Genomic DNA, 18,820 nt, shown 5'->3' with positions numbered 1-18,820 from the left:
AGTCGACACCAGATATAAGGACGAGAAGCATGGATTTCGGGGCGTTACCGCCGGAGATCAACTCCGCGAGGATGTACACAGGTCCGGGTTCGGGCTCGATACTGGTGGCCGCCGAGGTGTGGGACAGTGTGGCCGTTGACCTGTATTCGGCCGCGTCGGCGTTTCAGTCGGTGGTCTGGGGACTGACGGTGGGGCCGTGGATAGGTTCGTCGTCGGGGTTGATGATGGCTGCGGCCTCGCCGTACGTGGCCTGGATGAGCGCCACCGCGGGTCAGGCCGAGCTGACCGCCAACCAGGCCAGGGTTGCGGCGACGGCCTTTGAGGCGGCGTTTGGGCTGACGGTACCGCCGCCGCTGGTCGCAGCGAACCGCACCCAGTTGATGATGCTGGTCGCGACCAACATCTTCGGGCAGAACACCCCGGCGATCGCGGTCACCGAGGCCGAATACGGGGAGATGTGGGCCCAGGACGCGGCCGCGATGTTTGGTTATGCGGCTGCGGCGGCCACGGCGACGGCGACGGTGACGCCGTTCCAGGAGGCCCCGGAGATGACCAGCGCGGGTGGGCTCGCCGAGCAGGCCGCCGTGGTCGAGGAGGCCACCGACACCGCCGCGGCCAATCAGGTGATGAACAATGCGCCCCAGGCGCTGCAGCAGCTGGCCCAGCCCACCCAGGGCGGCGCGCCCTCGTCGAAGCTGGGTGAACTGTGGAAGGGCATCTCGCCGCACATGGGGCCGGTCGGCAGCATGGTGGGGATGGTCAGCAACCACGTGTCGATGGCCAACTCGGGGGTGTCGATGACCAACACCGTGAGCTCGATGATGAAGGGGTTTGTTCCGGCGGCGGCTGCCGCGGCGGTGCAAACCGCGGCGGTGGAAGGCGGGGCGAGGGCGATGAGTTCGCTGGGCGCCGAGCTGGGTTCGTCGGGCCTGGGCGGTGGCGTGGCCGCGGGCCTGGGTCGGGCGGCGTCGGTCGGCTCGTTGTCGGTGCCGCAGGCCTGGGCCGCGGCCAACCAGGCCGTTACACCGGCGGCGCGGGCGTTGCCGCTGGCCAGCCTGGCCAGCGCCGCCGAAACCGGACCCGGGCAGATGCTGGGCGGACTGCCGGTTGGGCAGCTGGGCGCGCGCGCCGGCGGCGGTGGGCTCAGCAACGTGCTGCGGGTGCCACCACGCGCCTATGTGATGCCACGCATCCCGGCCGCCGGGTAACACCCACCCAGGGATCCGACCCACAACGTCACGCAGATATAAGAGGAGACAAGTCAGATGGCCACACGTTTTATGACGGATCCGCATGCGATGCGGGATATGGCGGGCCGTTTTGAGGTGCACGCCCAGACGGTCGAGGACGAGGCCCGCCGGATGTGGGCGTCGGCGCAAAACATCTCGGGTGCGGGCTGGAGCGGTATGGCGGAGGCGACCTCGCTGGACACCATGGGCCAGATGAATCAGGCGTTTCGCAACATCGTGAACATGTTGCACGGGGTGCGCGACGGGTTGGTTCGCGACGCTAACCACTACGAGCAGCAAGAGCAGGCTTCCCAGCAGGTGCTGGGCAGCTGACCCGATTCCTCGACAGGACGGTACCGATATGACGATCAATTACCAGTTCGGCGATGTTGACACCCACGGTGCGACCATCCGTGCCCAGGCCGCATCGTTGGAGGCCGAGCACCAGGCCATCGTTCGAGATGTGTTGGCCGCCGGCGACTTTTGGGGTGGCGCCGGTTCGGTGGCCTGCCAGGAGTTCATCAGCCAGTTGGGCCGCAACTTCCAAGTGATCTACGAACAGGCCAACACCCACGGCCAGAAGGTGCAGGCCGCCGGCAGCAACATGGCCCAAACCGATAGCGCCGTCGGCTCCAGCTGGGCTTAACACCAAACCCCGGGTAGCTCGGCAACCGGCAAGGACTCTATCCTGGGGCCCGGCCGGCTTGTCTGCGGTCATCGAGGCCGCCATCACGATGGCGGCCACCTAACTGCACGGACCGCACTGGAGCACGAAGGTAACGCGAAATGGATTTTGGGACGTTACCGCCGGAAATCAATTCCGCGAGAATATATTCCGGTCCGGGTGCGGGCTCGCTGTTGGCAGCCGCGGCGGCTTGGCACCGGCTGGCTGCCGGCTTGTACTCGGTGGCGGAGTCATATCGATCGGTGATTTCATGGCTGCCGGCGGGGCCGTGGCTGGGTCCGTCATCCGCGTTGATGGTGGCTGCGTGCGCGCCGTATGTGGCATGGTTGAGCCGCACCGCGACAGTGGCTGAACAGGCCGCTGTTCAGGCCACCAAGGCGGCGTCCGCATACGATGCCGCATTCGCGATGACGGTGCCCCCACAGCAGGTCGAGGCCAACCGCTCGCTGTTGATGACGCTGATCGCGGCCGACATCTTCGGGCTAAACACTGCCGCGATCGCTGCCACCGAGGCGGCCTACGAAGAGATGTGGGACCAAGACGCCGCAGCGATGTACGGCTACGCCGGTGCTGCTGCGGCCGCGTCGACGCTGACGCCGTTCGAGGAAGCGCCGGAGATCACCAGCGCGGTGGGGCTGGCCGACCAGGCCGTCGTGGTCGCCAAGGCAACCGGCGTTGCTGCGGCAACCCGGTTGATGAACAACGTGCCCCAGGCGCTGCAAGGGTTTGCGGCGCCGACCCAATACATCACCCCCCCGGGAAGCTGCAGGCCTTTTTGCAGACCATCTCGCCGTTCGGCGATTTGGTGTCCGTGCTCGACAACCACATCTCGATGGAAGACACGCTGCTGTCCATGACCGACACGGTGAGTTCGATGTTGGCCAGCTTGTTCCCCGCGGCCGGCGGTCTCGAAGACGCGACACTGGGGCTTGCAGAGACGGTGGGCGGCGAGGCCGGCGCGTTGGGGCAGGCAGTGGGCGGCGAATTGGTCTCGGTGGGAGGGGCACTCGGCCCAGAAAGTTCGGCGGTGGCCGCCGGCTTGGGCCGGGCGCCTTCGGTGGGGATGTTGTCCGTTCCGCAAAGCTGGCCCGGGGCCAACCAGGCGATCCTCCCGGTGGCTCGAGCGGTGCCGGTCAACAGCCTGATCGGTGTCCCGCAGGGCGCTCCCGAACATGTGCTCGGCGGGTTGCCCGGAGGGCACCTGGGCACCGGCGCCGGCCCTACGGTGAGCAACGTGCTCAGAGTCGCTCCGCGCGCCTACGTGATGCCCCGAACACCGGCCGCCGGATAGCGCACGGGTCTGTGCCGACGGTGCTCACGGCGCGGGCGGGGTCCGCCTATTGTTGTCAATCATGATTGACGGACCTGGGTTCCGGTCGCCGCAGACAGACCTCGGCCAAGCACTGCGAATCGCGTGGTGGAGCTATCTCCTTCGGCTCGATACCGAGATGGAGTCGGTCGGGTTCCCGGAGCGGCGCTATGCGATGAATTACGTATTTGCCCTGTATGCCCAACCAAGGCCGATGACCATCTCGGAGATGGGACGACAATTCGACGTCAGTCGCCAGGCGGCCAGCAAGATCGTTGCCGAACTACGCGATCGCGGCTACGTGCACACCGCCGCGTCGACCACCGACCAGCGCGAGAAGGTGGTCGAGCTCACTCCGAAGGCAATCGATTACGTGACGGCGCGCCTGAGCGCGGCAGCCGAGCTTGACCGGGAGATCCGCGCGCGCATCGGCGACGACGGCCTCGGCGAGCTCTACCGGGCGCTGGATGCGGTTGGTGAAGTCTGTCGGGGGACAACGGAGTTCGATCCGGCCAACCCGTACCGCGCCCCCAAGCTGTGGTGAAACCCGACGGCGCTCGTCCGGAGTTTCGCAGGATGTTGACAGCGTTTTCCCGGGACTTGACTGGAGCAAGAGTGGACACCGTCACCTAACGTCGTCGCCGTGTACACAAACAGCCTGGCTGTGACGGGTGCCGGGTTGATCGAAGTAAGCTCGCCGGTGACACCGATGAAGCGGATTGCTTTGGCGTGCCTTGTCGGCTCGGCAATCGAGTTCTATGACTTCCTCATTTATGGCACCGCGGCGGCACTGGTGTTTCCCACCGTGTTCTTCCCGCACCTCGATCCGGCGGTGGCCACGGTCGCCTCGATGGGTACATTTGCCGCCGCGTTTGTGTCCCGGCCGCTCGGCGCGGCCGTCTTCGGGTACTTCGGCGACCGCCTCGGCCGCAAGAAGACCCTGGTGGCCACGCTGCTGATCATGGCCCTGTCAACGGTCACGGTCGGGCTGGTTCCCACCGCGACGGCCATCGGTGCCGCTGCGCCACTGATCCTGACGGCCATGCGGCTGCTGCAAGGGTTTGCCGTCGGAGGGGAGTGGGCCGGGTCAGCGCTGCTGAGCGCGGAATGCGCGCCGGTCGCCAAACGTGGCCGGTACGGCATGTTCACCATCGTCGGCGGCGGCATCGCCCTGGTCTTCAGCAGCCTGACCTTTCTGGGCGTGAACTACACCATCGGCGAGAGCAGCCCCTTGTTTCTGCAGTGGGGGTGGCGCATACCGTTTCTGATCAGTGCGGGGTTGATCGCCATTGCCCTGTATGTGCGGCTCAACATCGACGAGACCCCGGTGTTCGCCAGGGAAAGGGCAGCTGAAACGGCCTCTTCCGGGGCAACCAGAACGCCGATCGCCGAAGTATTGCGCCGGCAGCGGCGCGAGATAATCCTGGCCGCGGGCAGCTCGGTCACCTGCTTCGGCTTCGTCTATCTGGCCAGCACCTATTTCGCCACCTACGCCCACACCCACCTGGGGTATTCGCGCGGCAGCATCTTGTTCGACGGTGTGCTGGGCGGGTTGACGTCCATCGCGTTCACGGCATTTTCGGCCGGTCTTTCTGATCAATTCGGTCGCCGGCGCCTCATTTTGGTTGGGTGGACGGCGGCTCTTCCGTGGGCGCTCTTGGTCATGCCGCTGATCGATTCCGGCAATCCCAGTCTGTTCGCGATCGCTGTCATCGGCATGTATGCGGTCGCCGCGTTCGCCTTCGGACCTATGGCATCGTTCATCCCAGAACTGTTCGTTACTCGCTACAGATACACGGGCACCGCGTTGGCGGTGAACCTCGCCGGCATCGCCGGCGGCGCTGTGCCGCCGCTGATTGCCGGCACGCTGCTGGCAACCTATGGCAGCTGGGCGATGGGCGCCATGCTGGCCAGCCTCGCGCTGACCAGCCTGGTATGCACCTATCGGCTGCCCGAAACCACCGGCATAGCCCTGCTCGCGACTGAGTCAGAATCCAACAACCGCTCGCGCTAGGTTGACGTCTTCCACAGATTTGGGTTCAACGGCAAATCTTTGGGGCGCGTACCGTGTGGCCACAGCGAGCTCGCCATGAAGTAGAACATGCTGAGCAGGCTGCCGCCCGGCAGCTGTTCGTTCATGAGAGATTTCCTCGCGTCATCGTGCATGCTGTGGGGGCCGATGAGGCGGTAGCACAACTGGTTGAATGAATGAAACCAGAGCGTCACCAAGAGCTCCGGTTCTTCAACTAGTTCTTTGCAGGTGGGCAGGCACCCTATCTCTTTGGCGATCGAGTCGAGAAAAAAGAGCAGCGACGGCACCGCCTCGTAGTGGCGTGGACTCAGCTCGGTCCACTTCTCCTCCCACGCTTTGTCCTCTCGGATTCGGGCATGGATGTCTGCGGGCAACTCGAGCTTGTCGCTGCACAGGAGGGCGAAGTACCGAGCCTGCATCTCGGCGCAGATAGGAATCCCACCGCTGAATGGTCTAACGAACCCGATTAGCGCAAGTCGCCCGCCGTGGTCGGGATGGAATGCGTGCTTGTAGAGATGACGAACGTTATTGTCTTGGATCTCCACACCGCGCAGGAGTGAGAAATCGTGCTCGAACCCGGTACAGAGAACTATGCAATCGAATTCCTTCACTGTGTGATCCTTGAAGTACACCGTGTTGCCTTCGATGGTCTCGATGCCGCTGTCGTTTACCTGAATCTTCCCGTTCAGGACGTTGGGTACAAATGAGACGTTCTTGCAAAAGATGACGCGTTGGGAGTAAGAATCTTGTCCCTTGTGAGACTTCCGATTCCACTCGGTGATGTAATCGAATGTCTCCTTCGTTGCCTCGGTGAACAAATCAAGTTTCGGAGGATATAAAGGCTGGCCCAGGCTGTTCCTTGGGTCGAGGTCGTCGGCGCCGGCCGTCGGCGCCGCAAGTATCGCCTTGGCTACCGCATCGGATACAGCGGTTGCGGGATTTTTGCTGGCGTCGCTCAAGAGATTCGTTCCGAAAGATTCTAGATCGAACAAGCTTGCAGTCTTCGTCATTGCCGCCTGCATGCCATGGTATCGGACGGCGTCCATGAAGGAGGCTTTTGACATTGTCTCGTCGTGGAAGAATGCCCGCATGCGGAAGGGCTGCTCCGACGAGCGGGCATACATTTCATAGTGATGAGCTCGGACCGTCTGGCTGTCTGTCGAATATCGTCCGTCATGAAGACGAGGGACCAGAAAGGAACGCGAGCGGATGGCCAGCGTGCATTCGGCCGAGACCCCCGAGATCTGCCTGACGATATCGGCGCCAGATTCGGCGAGGCCGATAACGAGCACGCGCTTGCCGCGAAACTCGCGGTTGTTCCTGTACCGAGAGGAATGGATCACTTCACCGGAGAACCGGTCGAGGTAGGAGATGTTGGTCGCCGGCGTCCGGAAGGGACCGCTGCAGATGGCCAGTGCTTGGAACGTGTGGTGCTCTTGTTGCCCGTTCGTGGTAACCGAAACCTGCCAATCGTCGCCAATTCTCGCTACGGATTCGACCGTCGAATTGAAGATGATGCATTGCCGCAAATTGAACTTGTCGGCGTAGGTCTGCAAGTATCGAAGGTAGCCTTCACGATCCGCGAAGACTCGGTCCTCCACCATGAAATCCGAGAAGGACATGAGCTTCATGGAGATGGTGAGGTACATTTCATCGAAGGCTTTCATGGAGTCGCCATCGTTGGCGTGGCGATACCAGATGCCGCCGATGTCGGCGCTTTTCTCAAAGCACACGACGTCGTGTCCCTCGTCGCGCAGCTGCTTAATGGTCGTCAGCCCGGATGGGCCGGCCCCAATGACCCCGACCTTCATGGATGCCTCCTCCAACTCAGACAAAATCGCTTTCCGAACCCCACGGCGGGTGGAAAAACCTCACGGTCGTTCTATTTCAGCTTTCTAATACCGCCTTGAGTCGGTCGCCAAACAGTTCAACCGCTTCGGGGGTCAACATTTCGTGATGGGCACAATCAACCGGATGGTCGGTGATCTCACCCGTGACATATGGACGCCAGCTCTGTGCAAGTGCTCCACTCGCCGCGCTCCGGACCGCGGAGAATATGGTCATATCACCATTGAAAACCCCAGCTTTGTGTTCCGAACCACATTGCATATTGGCGTCGGCGTTTTTTACGATAACCTCTAGCAGGTCGGTGAACGGAAGGGTGTCGGGTGCGTTTAGCTGTTTGATCAATACCGATGCCCGCTGATGAGTTTCTGAATCAGATTGTTCGGGGATGGTGAAGTCATCGTATCGCAACGCTTGTTTTAGGTAGTCGTTTAGCGCCAAAGCTTCGTCAATGGCATTTTCACCATAAATGGCTAACGCATCATCGTGGCTAGGTGCGGCGTCCAAAATTATCAGACGTTGGACCACGTGCCCACGACGAGCGAGCTCAATGGCGAGCTCGTGGGCCACATTTCCCCCGAAGGACCAGCCAAGAAGGTTATATGCGCCTCCGGGGTGAAACTCTTCGATCCGCTGGGCGTAATTCATTGCCAGGGCGCGAATCGATTCGGGCTCCTGACCGCCATTTCGAGTGGCCTGCTGAATACCGACAATCGGACAACCCACATAGGAACCCAGAATGCGATACGGCCAGCTAACGCCGCCGGCGGGATGGATGCAAAACAGGGGAGATCCAGAACCGTGGTGAAGCACCTCAACGGGGGCGACCATACCCGCATGGCTTGATGGGGCCGCTGGGCTGGGTTCCCGCATGAGCGAGCTGAGGCCGCTCACGGACGGCGCCTCGAACAACGCGCGCACGCTCAGGTCAGTCGCCAGGGCCGCGTTCACCGCGGCGATGACCCGCATCGCCGACAAAGAATCACCACCCAGGTCAAAAAACGAATCGTCGACTCCGACACGCTCGACATCGAGCACCTGGGCATAGATGCCGGCCAGGATTTCCTCGGTGGGCGTGGTCGGGGCCCGATACCGGTCAACGTGGCCATACTCAGGGGCCGGCAAGGCACGAACGTCGAGTTTGCCGTTGACCGTCAACGGCAGCTCAGGAACCGCCACTACGGCGGCCGGCACCATATAGCCGGGCAGCTGAGTGGCTAATAACGCGCGCGCGCCAGCCGAGTCGGCGGTGCCGGTGATGTAGCCGACGAGGCGTTTGTCGCCGGGGCGGTCCTGGCGGGCGATGACCACGGCCTGGTCGATTCCGTCTAACTGGGTTAGTGCGGCGGCCACTTCGGCGGGTTCGATGCGATAGCCGCGGATTTTGACTTGGTCATCGGTGCGTCCGAGGAATTCCAACTGGTCATCGGTGCGCCAGCGCACCACGTCTCCGGTGCGATACATGCGGGTTGCGGTCCCGCCGAATGGACATGCCACAAACCGTGTTGCGGTCAACCCCGGTCGGTGCCAGTACCCACACCCCACCCCGGCGCCGGCCACATACAACTCGCCGGCCACCCCGGCCGGGACCGGTCGTAGCCACCCATCCAGCACAAACAACGCCGCCCCCGGCACCGGCGAGCCGATTGGCGCAATCCCCTTACCCGGTCGCAACGGCGCACTCACCGTCACAAATATCGTGGCCTCGGTCGGGCCATAGGAGTTGATCATCGCCCGCCCAGGCGCCCACCGGTCTACCAGCTCGACCGGACACGGCTCGCCGAGAAGCACGAGAGTCGTTGACTCCAACCCCTGCGCCGACAACCCCCCCACCGCCGACGGGGTTTGGGTCAAGACGTCGACCCGTTCGGCGACCAGCAACGCATGCAGATCTGCCGGGGAGCGGGCCACGGTTTCGGACACCACCACCAGCCGTCCACCATGCAACAACGCGCTCCAGATCTCCCACACCGAGAAGTCGAAGCCATACGAATGAACCTGGGTAACTGCCTGCCCCGCCGTAGGCGTGAACGAAGTCGGTGCTGCCAGAAGCTGGGTGATGTTGTGGTGGGTGATCCCCACCCCTTTCGGGGCCCCGGTGGTGCCCGAGGTGTACAGGATGTAGGCCAGGTCGTCGGCGTGCGGGTAGGGCAAGGGGTAATCCGGATCGCAGCGCTCAAGGGCCGGATCATTGACATCGATGACCACCACGTCTTGACCGTCCAGCCGAGAACGCAACCCGGTGGTGGCCACCACCACGACCGGGGCGGCATCGTTGAGCAGGAACGCGATCCGGGCGTCGGGGTGGGCTGGATCGATGGGTAAGTACGCGGCGCCCGTCTTGAGCACGGCCAGGATCGCGGCAATGGCCTGAGCCGAGCGCTCCACCAACAGCCCCACCACATCCCCGGGCCGCACGCCATAACCAACCAGCAGGTTAGCCAGCCGGGTTGCTGCCTCGTCCAGCCCGCGATATGTCGTCTGCTCACCGTTGAACACCACCGCGATCGCCTCGGGTGTGCGCACCACCTGGGCGGCGAACAACTGCAGAACTGACACCCCCACCGCCGCTGGGGCGGCCGCCAGTACGGCACGGTTACCAACCAGGTCCAGAAGGGCGTGGTCAGCCTTGTCGAGCACATCGATCGACGACAACCGCCGACCAGGGTCAGCTGTCATCGCTTCCAGCAGCAGCTGCACCCGGTCGACCAGCGCGCGGATGCTGGCGGCATCGAAAGCATTCGTGGCGAATTCGACGCGAAGTTCCAGTTCTCGGCCTGGTACGACGGTCAAGGCCAACGGGTAGTGGGTGAATTCGTAGCCGGAGATCTCGGTAATCGCCGGGCCTTGGTTGTCCAGGGGGGCGGTGTCAGCGGGATAGTTCTGGTAGATGAACAGGGTGTCGAACAGCCTGTCGAGGCCGGTGATGCGGTGGATATCGGTAAGCGGTAGGTGTTGGTGTTCCAGGGTGATGTTGTGGGCGTTTTGCAGTTGGTCGAGCAGCTGTGCCGTGGTGGTAGCGACCGTCAGCGTGGCACGCACCGGCACGGTATTGATGAACAGACCCACCATTGTTTGCGCCCCGGCCAGATCGGCCGGCCGCCCAGAGACCGTCGTTCCGAACACCACGTCGTGTTGACCGGTTTGCCAGCTCAATAGGCAGGCCCACGCGGCTTGCAGCACGGTGCTGACGGTGGTGTGGTGTTGACGCGCCAGTCGGGTGAGCGCGTCCGTCACTGCTTCGGGCAGCACAAAGGATGCGACGTCTTTGCCGGTCAGCTCGAACGGGTCACGCCTACTCACCAGAGTTGGTGTCTTCACGCCGCGCAGCACACGGCGCCAGGCGGTGTGGGAGCAGGCGTGGTCTTGGGTGGCAAGCCAGGACATAAAACTGCGATACGGTGCAGGGGCGGGCAACGGCAGCCCGTCGTAGCTGGCGAATATCTCCCGCAGCAGGATCTGCAGCGACCAGCCATCACACACTATGTGATGCTTGGTCAGCACCAGCCGATATCGGTTTGCTGCGGTGCGGACGAGGGCCGCCCGCAGCGGACAGGCGCGCGCAAGCTCGCTCAGCGCAGCGCGCTCATCAGCGCAAATTTGTTCGATTTGACCGCCGGCCTGTCCCGGATCGTCGGCTAGGTCGATATAGCGCCACGGCAACGCCGGATCGGCCAGAATAACCTGCACCGGTTGGTGGAGATGATCGACAACGAATCGAGCCGCAAGATTGGGGTGACGGTTGATGACCGTCTGTACGGCAGCACGCAAACGGTGGGGGTCAAGCCGGCCGGCCAGCCCGATGCTGCTCTGCACCACGTACGGATCGGCAGCGCCCTTTCCGTACTCATCCGTGTGGCTGGTGTGAAACAGCAAGCCGTGCTGCAGTGAGGTCAGCGGCAAGATGTCGGCGATGTCGTGTTGTGCTTCGAGTTCGTCGATCTGTTGTTGGTTCAGCCCGGTGCCGGCGACATCGCTGGGGGTCAACCCGCCCCCACCACGTTGCACATGGGCACAGATGCCGGCTAGGGCCTCGAACCAGAGCTGGTTAACCCGGGCGATCTGGACACGATCAAGCTTGGCGGACGCCCACGTCCAGTTGGCGTGCAGCCGCGGACCGATTGCGGTGTCGATCGTGACCGCGTTGAGGTCGACGGTATGCATCAGCGACACAGGTATCGCGGTGCGCGCCGGATCACTGAACACCGTCGCCTCGCCCGCGATCTGCCACGCAGTGCCGGGCACCGCCGGATCAGCCACAACGCCCAGACGACCCAGATAGTTGAAACCGATCAACGGATCAGGTCCGGCCAGATCCACCTCGGTGTTCAAATAACGCAGCAAGCCATAACTCAGGCCGTCAGGAACGGCTCGGAGCTGTTCTTTGACGTCTTTGACCACCGCCCCCAACGCCGGCGCGCCATGGTGCACCTGCTGCCAATTGGGTCCATCCACCACCACCGCAACCGGGTATTTGCTGGTAAACCACCCCACCGTGGACGACAGGTCAATGTTGGGGTCCAGATCCTCCTGGCGGCCATGACCCTCCACATCGATGCCGATCGGAGCACCGGCGCAACCCAGGAATTCCGTCCACGCCAGTCCGAATGCGATCAACAGAATGTCGTGCACCCCGGCGTGAAACGCCGCAGGCACCTCGCCCAGCAGCAGGCGTGTGGTGTCGACATCCAACGTCACCGACAGATGCCCGGCGGTGACATACGTATCCACCGTCGACTCGACCGGCGCCAGAACTTCGGTCACCGCCGCGGCCGCCTCAATGCGCTGCCACGCCGCCAACTGATCGACCACCGCGGGGCTGCGCGCGTGCTCAGCTAGCGTCGCGGCCCAGGAGCGAAACGACGTCCCCTCCACCGGCAACGCTATCGGCTGTCCTGCCTGCCGCTGCTGCCACGCAGTATTCAGGTCATCAACCAAAATCCGCCACGAGACCCCGTCAACGGCCAAATGATGAATCACCAACACCAGCTCAGCCGTCGAGGACACCCACACCGCGCTGACCATCAGCCCCGCTGCGGGGTCCAATCGGTGGCGGGCGGCCACCAATGCATCATCGGAGGGCACCGCCACACACCGCACACAGTCGTGCGCCTGCACCGAACCCGGTTCCGGCACATACAGCAACCAATCCCCGCCAATCGCGGCATTATCGATGACCCGCGACCGCAACATGGCATGCCGATCCAACAGCGCCTGCACCAACTGCACCACGTCGGCGTCGGTCACCCCCGCCGGAGCCCGCAACACCATCGTCTGGTTGAACTGCTCCACGGCGCAGTCAACACTTCGCAGCCAGCACATGATCGGTGTGGCCACCACCTCGCCGACACCCTCATCAACCAGACCATCCCCGGCACCGGCAAAGGTGGCTACCCGGGCCACCCCAGCCACGGACCGCTCGACGAAAATGTCGCGCGGGCGACACACCACACCGGCAGCGCGGGCCCGCGCCACGACCTGCATCGCCGATAGTGAGTCGCCGCCGAGGTCGAAAAATGAGTTGTCGATGCCGACGTGGTCGGTGCCCAGTACGTGGGCGTAGATGGTGGCCAGGATTTCTTCGGTGGGGGTGGTGGGGGGTCGGTATCGGTCGGTGTCGCGGTATTCGGGGGTGGGTAGGGCGCGGGTGTCGAGTTTGCCGTTGATTGTTAGTGGTAGTTGCTGCATGGTTACCAGCGCGGCTGGGATCATGTAGCTGGGTAGTCGGTCTGCTAGTTGGGCGCGGGCGGTGGCTGGATCGGCGGTGCCGGTGATGTAGCCGACGAGGCGTTTGTCGCCGGGGCGGTCCTGGCGGGCGATGACCACGGCCTGGTCGATTCCGTCTAACTGGGTTAGTGCGGCGGCCACTTCGGCGGGTTCGATGCGATAGCCGCGGATTTTGACTTGGTCATCGGTGCGTCCGAGGAATTCCAACTGGTCATCGGTGCGCCAGCGCACCACGTCTCCGGTGCGATACATGCGGGTTGCGGTCCCGCCGAATGGACATGCCACAAACCGTGTTGCGGTCAACCCCGGTCGGTGCCAGTACCCACACCCCACCCCGGCGCCGGCCACATACAATTCGCCGGCCACCCCGGCCGGGACCGGTCGTAGCCACCCATCCAGCACAAACAATGCTGCCCTTGGCACTGGGGAGCCGATCGGGGCAATGCCCGACCCCGGTCGTAGCGGGGCGCTCATCGCCACATACATCGTGGTTTCGGTTGGGCCGTATTGGTTGACCATCGCGCGCTGGTGCGCCCATCGGTCCACTACCTCGGCGGGGCAGGCCTCACCGCCCACGATCAGCGTCGCCGATCCCAGCCCGTTCGGCGACAACATTGCCAGCGCCGATGGGGTTTGGCTTAAGACGTCGACGTGTTCGCAGACGAGCAGGGTGTGTAGCTCTTCCGGTGAGCGCACGACGGCTTCGGGGACCACTACGAGGCGTCCGCCGTGTAGTAGTGCGCCCCAGATCTCCCAGACCGAGAAATCGAATGCATAGGAATGACATTGGCTCCACACCTGCCCGGTTGTCGGGACCAGGCTGGTGTCAAGCGATGCGAATAGTTGGGTGACGTTGTGGTGGGTGATCCCCACGCCCTTGGGGACTCCGGTGGTGCCCGAGGTGTAGAGGATGTAGGCGAGGTGCTCGGGTGTGGGATGGGGCAGTGCTGCGCTTGGGTAGGTGTCGAGGATTGGGTCATCGACGGCGAGTACCGGTAGTTGGTGGTCGGCCAGCCGCTCGGCCAGGTCGGTGGTGGTGACCGCGGCCACCGGGGCGGCGTCGTGGACGATAAACGCGATCCGGGCGGCGGAGTGGGTGGGGTCGATCGGCAGGTAGGCGGCCCCGGTCTTGAGTACCGCCAGGATCGCGGTGATGGCCTGGATGGAGCGCTGCACCAGCAGCGCCACCACATCGCCGGGGCCCACACCATGACCGGCCAGCAGCTGCGCGAGCTGGTTGGCGGCCGAGTCGAGATCGCGGTAGCTGATCTGTTCACCGTTGAACGTCACCGCGATCGCCTCGGGCGTGCGCGTGACCTGGGCGGCGACCCGCTGACCCGATCTGTTCACCGTTGAACGTCACCGCGATCGCCTCGGGCGTGCGCGTGACCTGGGCGGCGAACAGCTGCGGTATCGATGCCGATGCTGGCTGGCTAGCGCGCAGCACCGCCCGGTTACCGATCCTGTCCAGGTGGGTGTGCTCGGCGGTATCGAGCACATCGATCGAGGACAACCGCTGCCCAGGATCGGCTGTCATCGCCACCAGTACCCGCTCTAGCCGGTCGATGAGGGTGTGGATACTGGCCTGGTCGAACACGTCGGTGCGATACTCCACCGCGCCGCCGATGCCGGCGGGTTCATCGGTGTCGGTGAAGCGTTCGGCCAAAGAAAACGTTAGGTCCATGCGGGCGGTTTGGGTGTGCATGGGCAGGGTTGTGATGTGTAGATCACCCAGCACCGGCGCGGCTGGGCTGGTGTTTTGCCAGGCCAGCGCCACCTGGACCAGGGGGTGATGGGTCAATGACCGGGCTGGGTTGAGCCGATCTACCACCACCTCAAATGGCACGTCCTGATGCTCGAAAGCCTCCACGCTGCGCGCTCGGACCTGGGCCAACAGCTCGGCGAAACTGGGGTCGCCGACCACCTCGACCCGCAACACCACGGTGTTGACGAAAAAGCCCACCAACTCATCCAGGGCGGGGTCGGCACGGCCGGCGATCGGGATCCCGACCGCCACATCGGAACTGGCGCTGATCTTCGATAGCAACACGCTTAGGGCCGCCTGGACCACCATGAAGTTGGTCGCATGATGTTCGCGGGCCATCCGCGTCACCCGCTGTTGCAGCTCTGCCGGCCACTGGACCGCAACACTGGCGCCGCGATAGTCGGCCAGCTGGGGATAGGGCCGATCGGTGGGCAACTGCAGGCGTTCAGCCATCCCGGCCAGGGTGTTGTGCCAATACGTCAGTTGGCCGGCGATGCCGCTGTTTGGATCGGCTAGATCGCCTAGCTGCTGGCGCTGCCACAACGTGTAATCGACATACTGGACCGTTAATTCGGCCCAGTCGGGGGCGTGTCCGGCGCATCGGCTGGCGTAGGCCGCGCCCAGATCGGCGGCCAGCGGGGCCAACGACCAACCGTCAGCGGCGATGTGATGCATGGTGAGCACTAGCAGGTGTTGGTGCTCACCAACGATGAAAAGTTGTGCACGAAACGGGATTTCGGATGCCAAATCGAACGTGTAGCGTGCCGCGGCGGTGAGTGCTTCGTCCAGCTGGGTGGGTGACCATCCGGCCGCGTTGAGCGCGCTCCATCCCATGTCTGCCTGTTCAGCAGGCACGACCACTTGCTGCGGTATTCCCTCGACCGCCACAAACACCGTGCGCAGGCTTTCATGACGGCCCACCACATCAACCAACGCCCGGCGCAACGCCTCGACATCCAACTCCCCGCTCAACCGCAGCGCCACCGGTACGTTGTAGACCGCGGAGGGTCCGTCAAGCTGGTCGATGAACCACAACCGGCTTTGGGCAAACGACAGCGGGATCACCGCGGGTCGGGCATCAACCGGCGCCAACGGCGCACGCGCGCCATCACCCCTTCCGATATGGGTGACCAGCTGGCTCACCGTGGGCGAGTCGAACAAGGCGCGCACGCTCAGGTGGGTATTCAGGGACTTGTTCGCTGCGGCGATGACCTGCATCGCCGATAGTGAGTCGCCGCCGAGGTCGAAAAATGAGTTGTCGATGCCGACGTGGTCGGTGCCCAGTACGTGGGCGTAGATGGTGGCCAGGATTTCTTCGGTGGGGGTGGTGGGGGGTCGGTATCGGTCGGTGTCGCGGTATTCGGGGGTGGGTAGGGCGCGGGTGTCGAGTTTGCCGTTGATTGTTAGTGGTAGTTGCTGCATGGTTACCAGCGCGGCTGGGATCATGTAGCTGGGTAGTCGGTCTGCTAGTTGGGCGCGGGCGGTGGCTGGATCGGCGGTGCCGGTGATGTAGCCGACGAGGCGTTTGTCGCCGGGGCGGTCCTGGCGGGCGATGACCACGGCCTGGTCGATTCCGTCTAACTGGGTTAGTGCGGCGGCCACTTCGGCGGGTTCGATGCGATAGCCGCGGATTTTGACTTGGTCATCGGTGCGTCCGAGGAATTCCAACTGGTCATCGGTGCGCCAGCGCACCACGTCTCCGGTGCGATACATGCGGGTTGCGGTCCCGCCGAATGGACATGCCACAAACCGTGTTGCGGTCAACCCCGGTCGGTGCCAGTACCCACACCCCACCCCGGCGCCGGCCACATACAATTCGCCGGCCACCCCGGCCGGGACCGGTCGTAGCCACCCATCCAGCACAAACAAGCCAACATTGGCCAATGGTTCCCCGATTGGGCTGGCGCTGCTGCGGGTGTCGCGCTCGAGGATCTCGCGAACGGAGACATGCACGGTGGTCTCGGTGATGCCATACATGTTGACCAGGCGCGGTGACCCCGGGTGGTTGTGCAGCCAAGCACGAAGGCGGTGGGGTTCTAGCGCTTCGCCGCCAAACACCACGGTCTGAAGTTTCAGCCGACGTGCCAGCTCGGGTCGCAGCGCATCGGCGGTTTGCAGCGCATAAAACGCCGATGGGGTTTGGCTTAAGACGTCGACGTGTTCGCAGACGAGCAGGGTGTGTAGCTCTTCCGGTGAGCGCACGACGGCTTCGGGGACCACTACCAGGCGTCCGCCGTGTAGCAGTGCGCCCCAGATCTCCCAGACCGAGAAATCGAATGCATAGGAATGACATTGGCTCCACACCTGCCCGGTTGTCGGGACCAGGCTGGTGTCAAGCGATGCGAATAGTTGGGTGACGTTGTGGTGGGTGATCCCCACGCCCTTGGGGACTCCGGTGGTGCCCGAGGTGTAGAGGATGTAGGCGAGGTGCTCGGGTGTGGGATGGGGCAGTGCTGCGCTTGGGTAGGTGTCGAGGATTGGGTCATCGACGGCGAGTACCGGTAGTTGGTGGTCGGCCAGCCGCTCGGCCAGGTCGGTGGTGGTGACCGCGGCCACCGGGGCGGCGTCGTGGACGATAAACGCGATCCGGGCGGCGGAGTGGGTGGGGTCGATCGGCAGGTAGGCGGCCCCGGTCTTGAGTACCGCCAGGATCGCGGTGATGGCCTGGATGGAGCGCTGCACCAGCAGCGCCACCACATCGCCGGGGCCCACACCATGACCGGCCAGCAGCTGCGCGAGCTGGTTGGCGGCCGAGTCGAGATCGCGGTAGCTGATCTGTTCACCGTTGAACGTCACCGCGATCGCCTCGGGCGTGCGCGTGACCTGGGCGGCGAACAGCTGCGGTATCGATGCCGATGCTGGCTGGCTAGCGCGCAGCACCGCCCGGTTACCGATCCTGTCCAGGTGGGTGTGCTCGGCGGTATCGAGCACATCGATCGAGGACAACCGCTGCCCAGGATCGGCTGTCATCGCCACCAACAGTTTCTGCAGTCGTCGCGCTAAATCGGAGGTATCAAAATCCGAAAAAGGCTGACCGGCGCCCGCGGTGCTCAGAAATAGTTGATCACCGTCTCTAATGAAGAACAGGCCAAAGTGGTCCACACGGCCAAAAGTCGTGTAGACCACCGATGCTGGAGCGGTATCGAAAGGCGAAATAGTGATCGACGGGAACAAATTGACCGCGACCCTACCCGTCGGTTGCCGTGCGCCTCGCCGGCCGCCGTTGTTCTCCAAGGCTTGGACGGGAAACCTCTGATGCCGCAGAACTTCTCGTATCCGCGTGTCAACGTGCTCACAAAAGCCGGTGACCGTCGACCCCGGCGACGCCGTCAACACCAGCGGCACGATCCCGGTAACCATCCCGGGAAACGTCTTTAACTGCGCATTGATGCGCCTACTGACCGGGAAATCCAGCACCACCTCTGACCCGCCAGCACACCACCCACGTACCAATAGCGCGCACGCCGCGGCAATCACTGACGATCGACGCACCCCCAACACCTGGCACAACGCGTCGACTTGACCCACCAGCGAAGGGTCCAACTGAACTGGCGCAGCAGCCGAAAACGAATCACGCCCCGGCGCGACTTGCGCCAACCGATAATCCGGACCGGTTTCCAGCGGAAGGTTCTCGCTCCAATACGCGCGGTCTTCCCAATAATCGCTGGATGCCTCGTATTCTGACTCGCAGGAAATCAGGTCCTGTAGTGAGCCGAAGAAGGCAGGGGGTACCGGTGCATCCGAAACAATCGCAGAGTAGACAGCGGCGATCCGATTGGTGATTAGCGCAGAGCCGAACCCGTCGATGACTATATGGTGGGCGCATATGAACAAGCGGAATTCAGCTGGTCGCGTGCGAAACAACGCGAATCTAATCAGTGGACCGGCCCACGGCATCGGCGTGCGTTGCATCGATGAGGCCAGCTGATAGGCCTCCCGGACGGGATCCTGCGAGCACCTGAGGTCATAGCGGGCAATCTCAACATTCGGGTCATCAATTTTCCTTTGGAAAACCTGACCATCCACCTCATAGAAGCCGGCCCTAAGTGGTTCGGCCTCACCCACCACGTGGCGGATCGCTCGCTCAATCAGATCGGGATCTACCGCACCCCTGATCACCACGAACCAGCAAAGCTGCCAGTCCGTCTCCGAATAACCAGTTTCCTGCGAAAACCATATGCCCAGTTGCCCACGCGTCAGCGCCAGCGCCCCCTCGTCAAGCTTCATC

At 63.5% G+C, this 18,820-nt stretch carries 8 protein-coding genes and 1 pseudogene; 6 read left to right on the top strand and 3 right to left on the bottom strand.

Features of this window, described 5'->3' with window-relative positions:
* Window positions 1–29: 29 nt before the first annotated feature.
* From AADZ55_RS17465 to AADZ55_RS17440, 6 genes and pseudogenes are all read left to right on the top strand, one after another.
* Window positions 30–1,208, top strand: coding sequence for a PPE family protein (locus AADZ55_RS17465; RefSeq protein WP_341286220.1), 1,179 nt, complete (start codon window positions 30–32; stop codon window positions 1,206–1,208).
* A gap of 57 nt (window positions 1,209–1,265) precedes the next feature.
* A complete protein-coding gene (gene esxJ / locus AADZ55_RS17460) occupies window positions 1,266–1,562 on the top strand; it encodes a type VII secretion system ESX-5 protein EsxJ (protein WP_341286219.1) in 297 nt (98 codons plus the stop codon).
* 28 nt (window positions 1,563–1,590) lie between these two features.
* On the top strand, window positions 1,591–1,875 hold the full coding sequence (locus tag AADZ55_RS17455; RefSeq protein ID WP_341286218.1) for a WXG100 family type VII secretion target: 285 nt from the start codon (window positions 1,591–1,593) through the stop codon (window positions 1,873–1,875).
* 140 nt (window positions 1,876–2,015) lie between these two features.
* Window positions 2,016–3,205: pseudogene (locus tag AADZ55_RS17450) on the top strand (PPE family protein).
* 61 nt (window positions 3,206–3,266) lie between these two features.
* Complete coding sequence (locus AADZ55_RS17445; protein ID WP_085327610.1) at window positions 3,267–3,767, top strand: MarR family winged helix-turn-helix transcriptional regulator; 501 nt, start codon at window positions 3,267–3,269, stop codon at window positions 3,765–3,767.
* 165 nt (window positions 3,768–3,932) lie between these two features.
* Window positions 3,933–5,237 (top strand): MFS transporter, encoded by a 1,305-nt coding sequence (locus AADZ55_RS17440; RefSeq protein WP_085327612.1) that lies wholly within the window; start codon window positions 3,933–3,935, stop codon window positions 5,235–5,237.
* Here the strand turns inward: AADZ55_RS17440 and AADZ55_RS17435 are convergent.
* The 3 genes from AADZ55_RS17435 to AADZ55_RS17425 all read right to left on the bottom strand — a co-directional run bounded on the left by AADZ55_RS17435 (window position 5,234) and on the right by AADZ55_RS17425 (window position 18,819).
* Entirely contained in the window at window positions 5,234–7,066 is a 1,833-nt protein-coding gene (locus AADZ55_RS17435) for a flavin-containing monooxygenase (protein WP_085327611.1), read from the bottom strand. The two genes, AADZ55_RS17440 and AADZ55_RS17435, sit on opposite strands and share 4 nt — an antisense overlap.
* Window positions 7,067–7,142: 76 nt before the next feature.
* Complete coding sequence (locus tag AADZ55_RS17430; protein WP_341286317.1) at window positions 7,143–14,117, bottom strand: amino acid adenylation domain-containing protein; 6,975 nt, start codon at window positions 14,115–14,117, stop codon at window positions 7,143–7,145.
* The gene (locus AADZ55_RS17425) at window positions 14,101–18,819 is read right to left on the bottom strand and encodes an amino acid adenylation domain-containing protein (RefSeq protein ID WP_341286217.1); all 4,719 of its coding nucleotides are present in this window, start codon (window positions 18,817–18,819) and stop codon (window positions 14,101–14,103) included. The genes AADZ55_RS17430 and AADZ55_RS17425 overlap by 17 nt, the downstream gene beginning before the upstream one ends.
* Window position 18,820 lies beyond the last annotated feature (1 nt).

The organism is Mycobacterium decipiens, assembly GCF_963853665.1.
GTDB classification, from domain to species: domain Bacteria; phylum Actinomycetota; class Actinomycetes; order Mycobacteriales; family Mycobacteriaceae; genus Mycobacterium; species Mycobacterium decipiens.
This window is presented reverse-complemented; position numbering and strand designations above follow the sequence as displayed.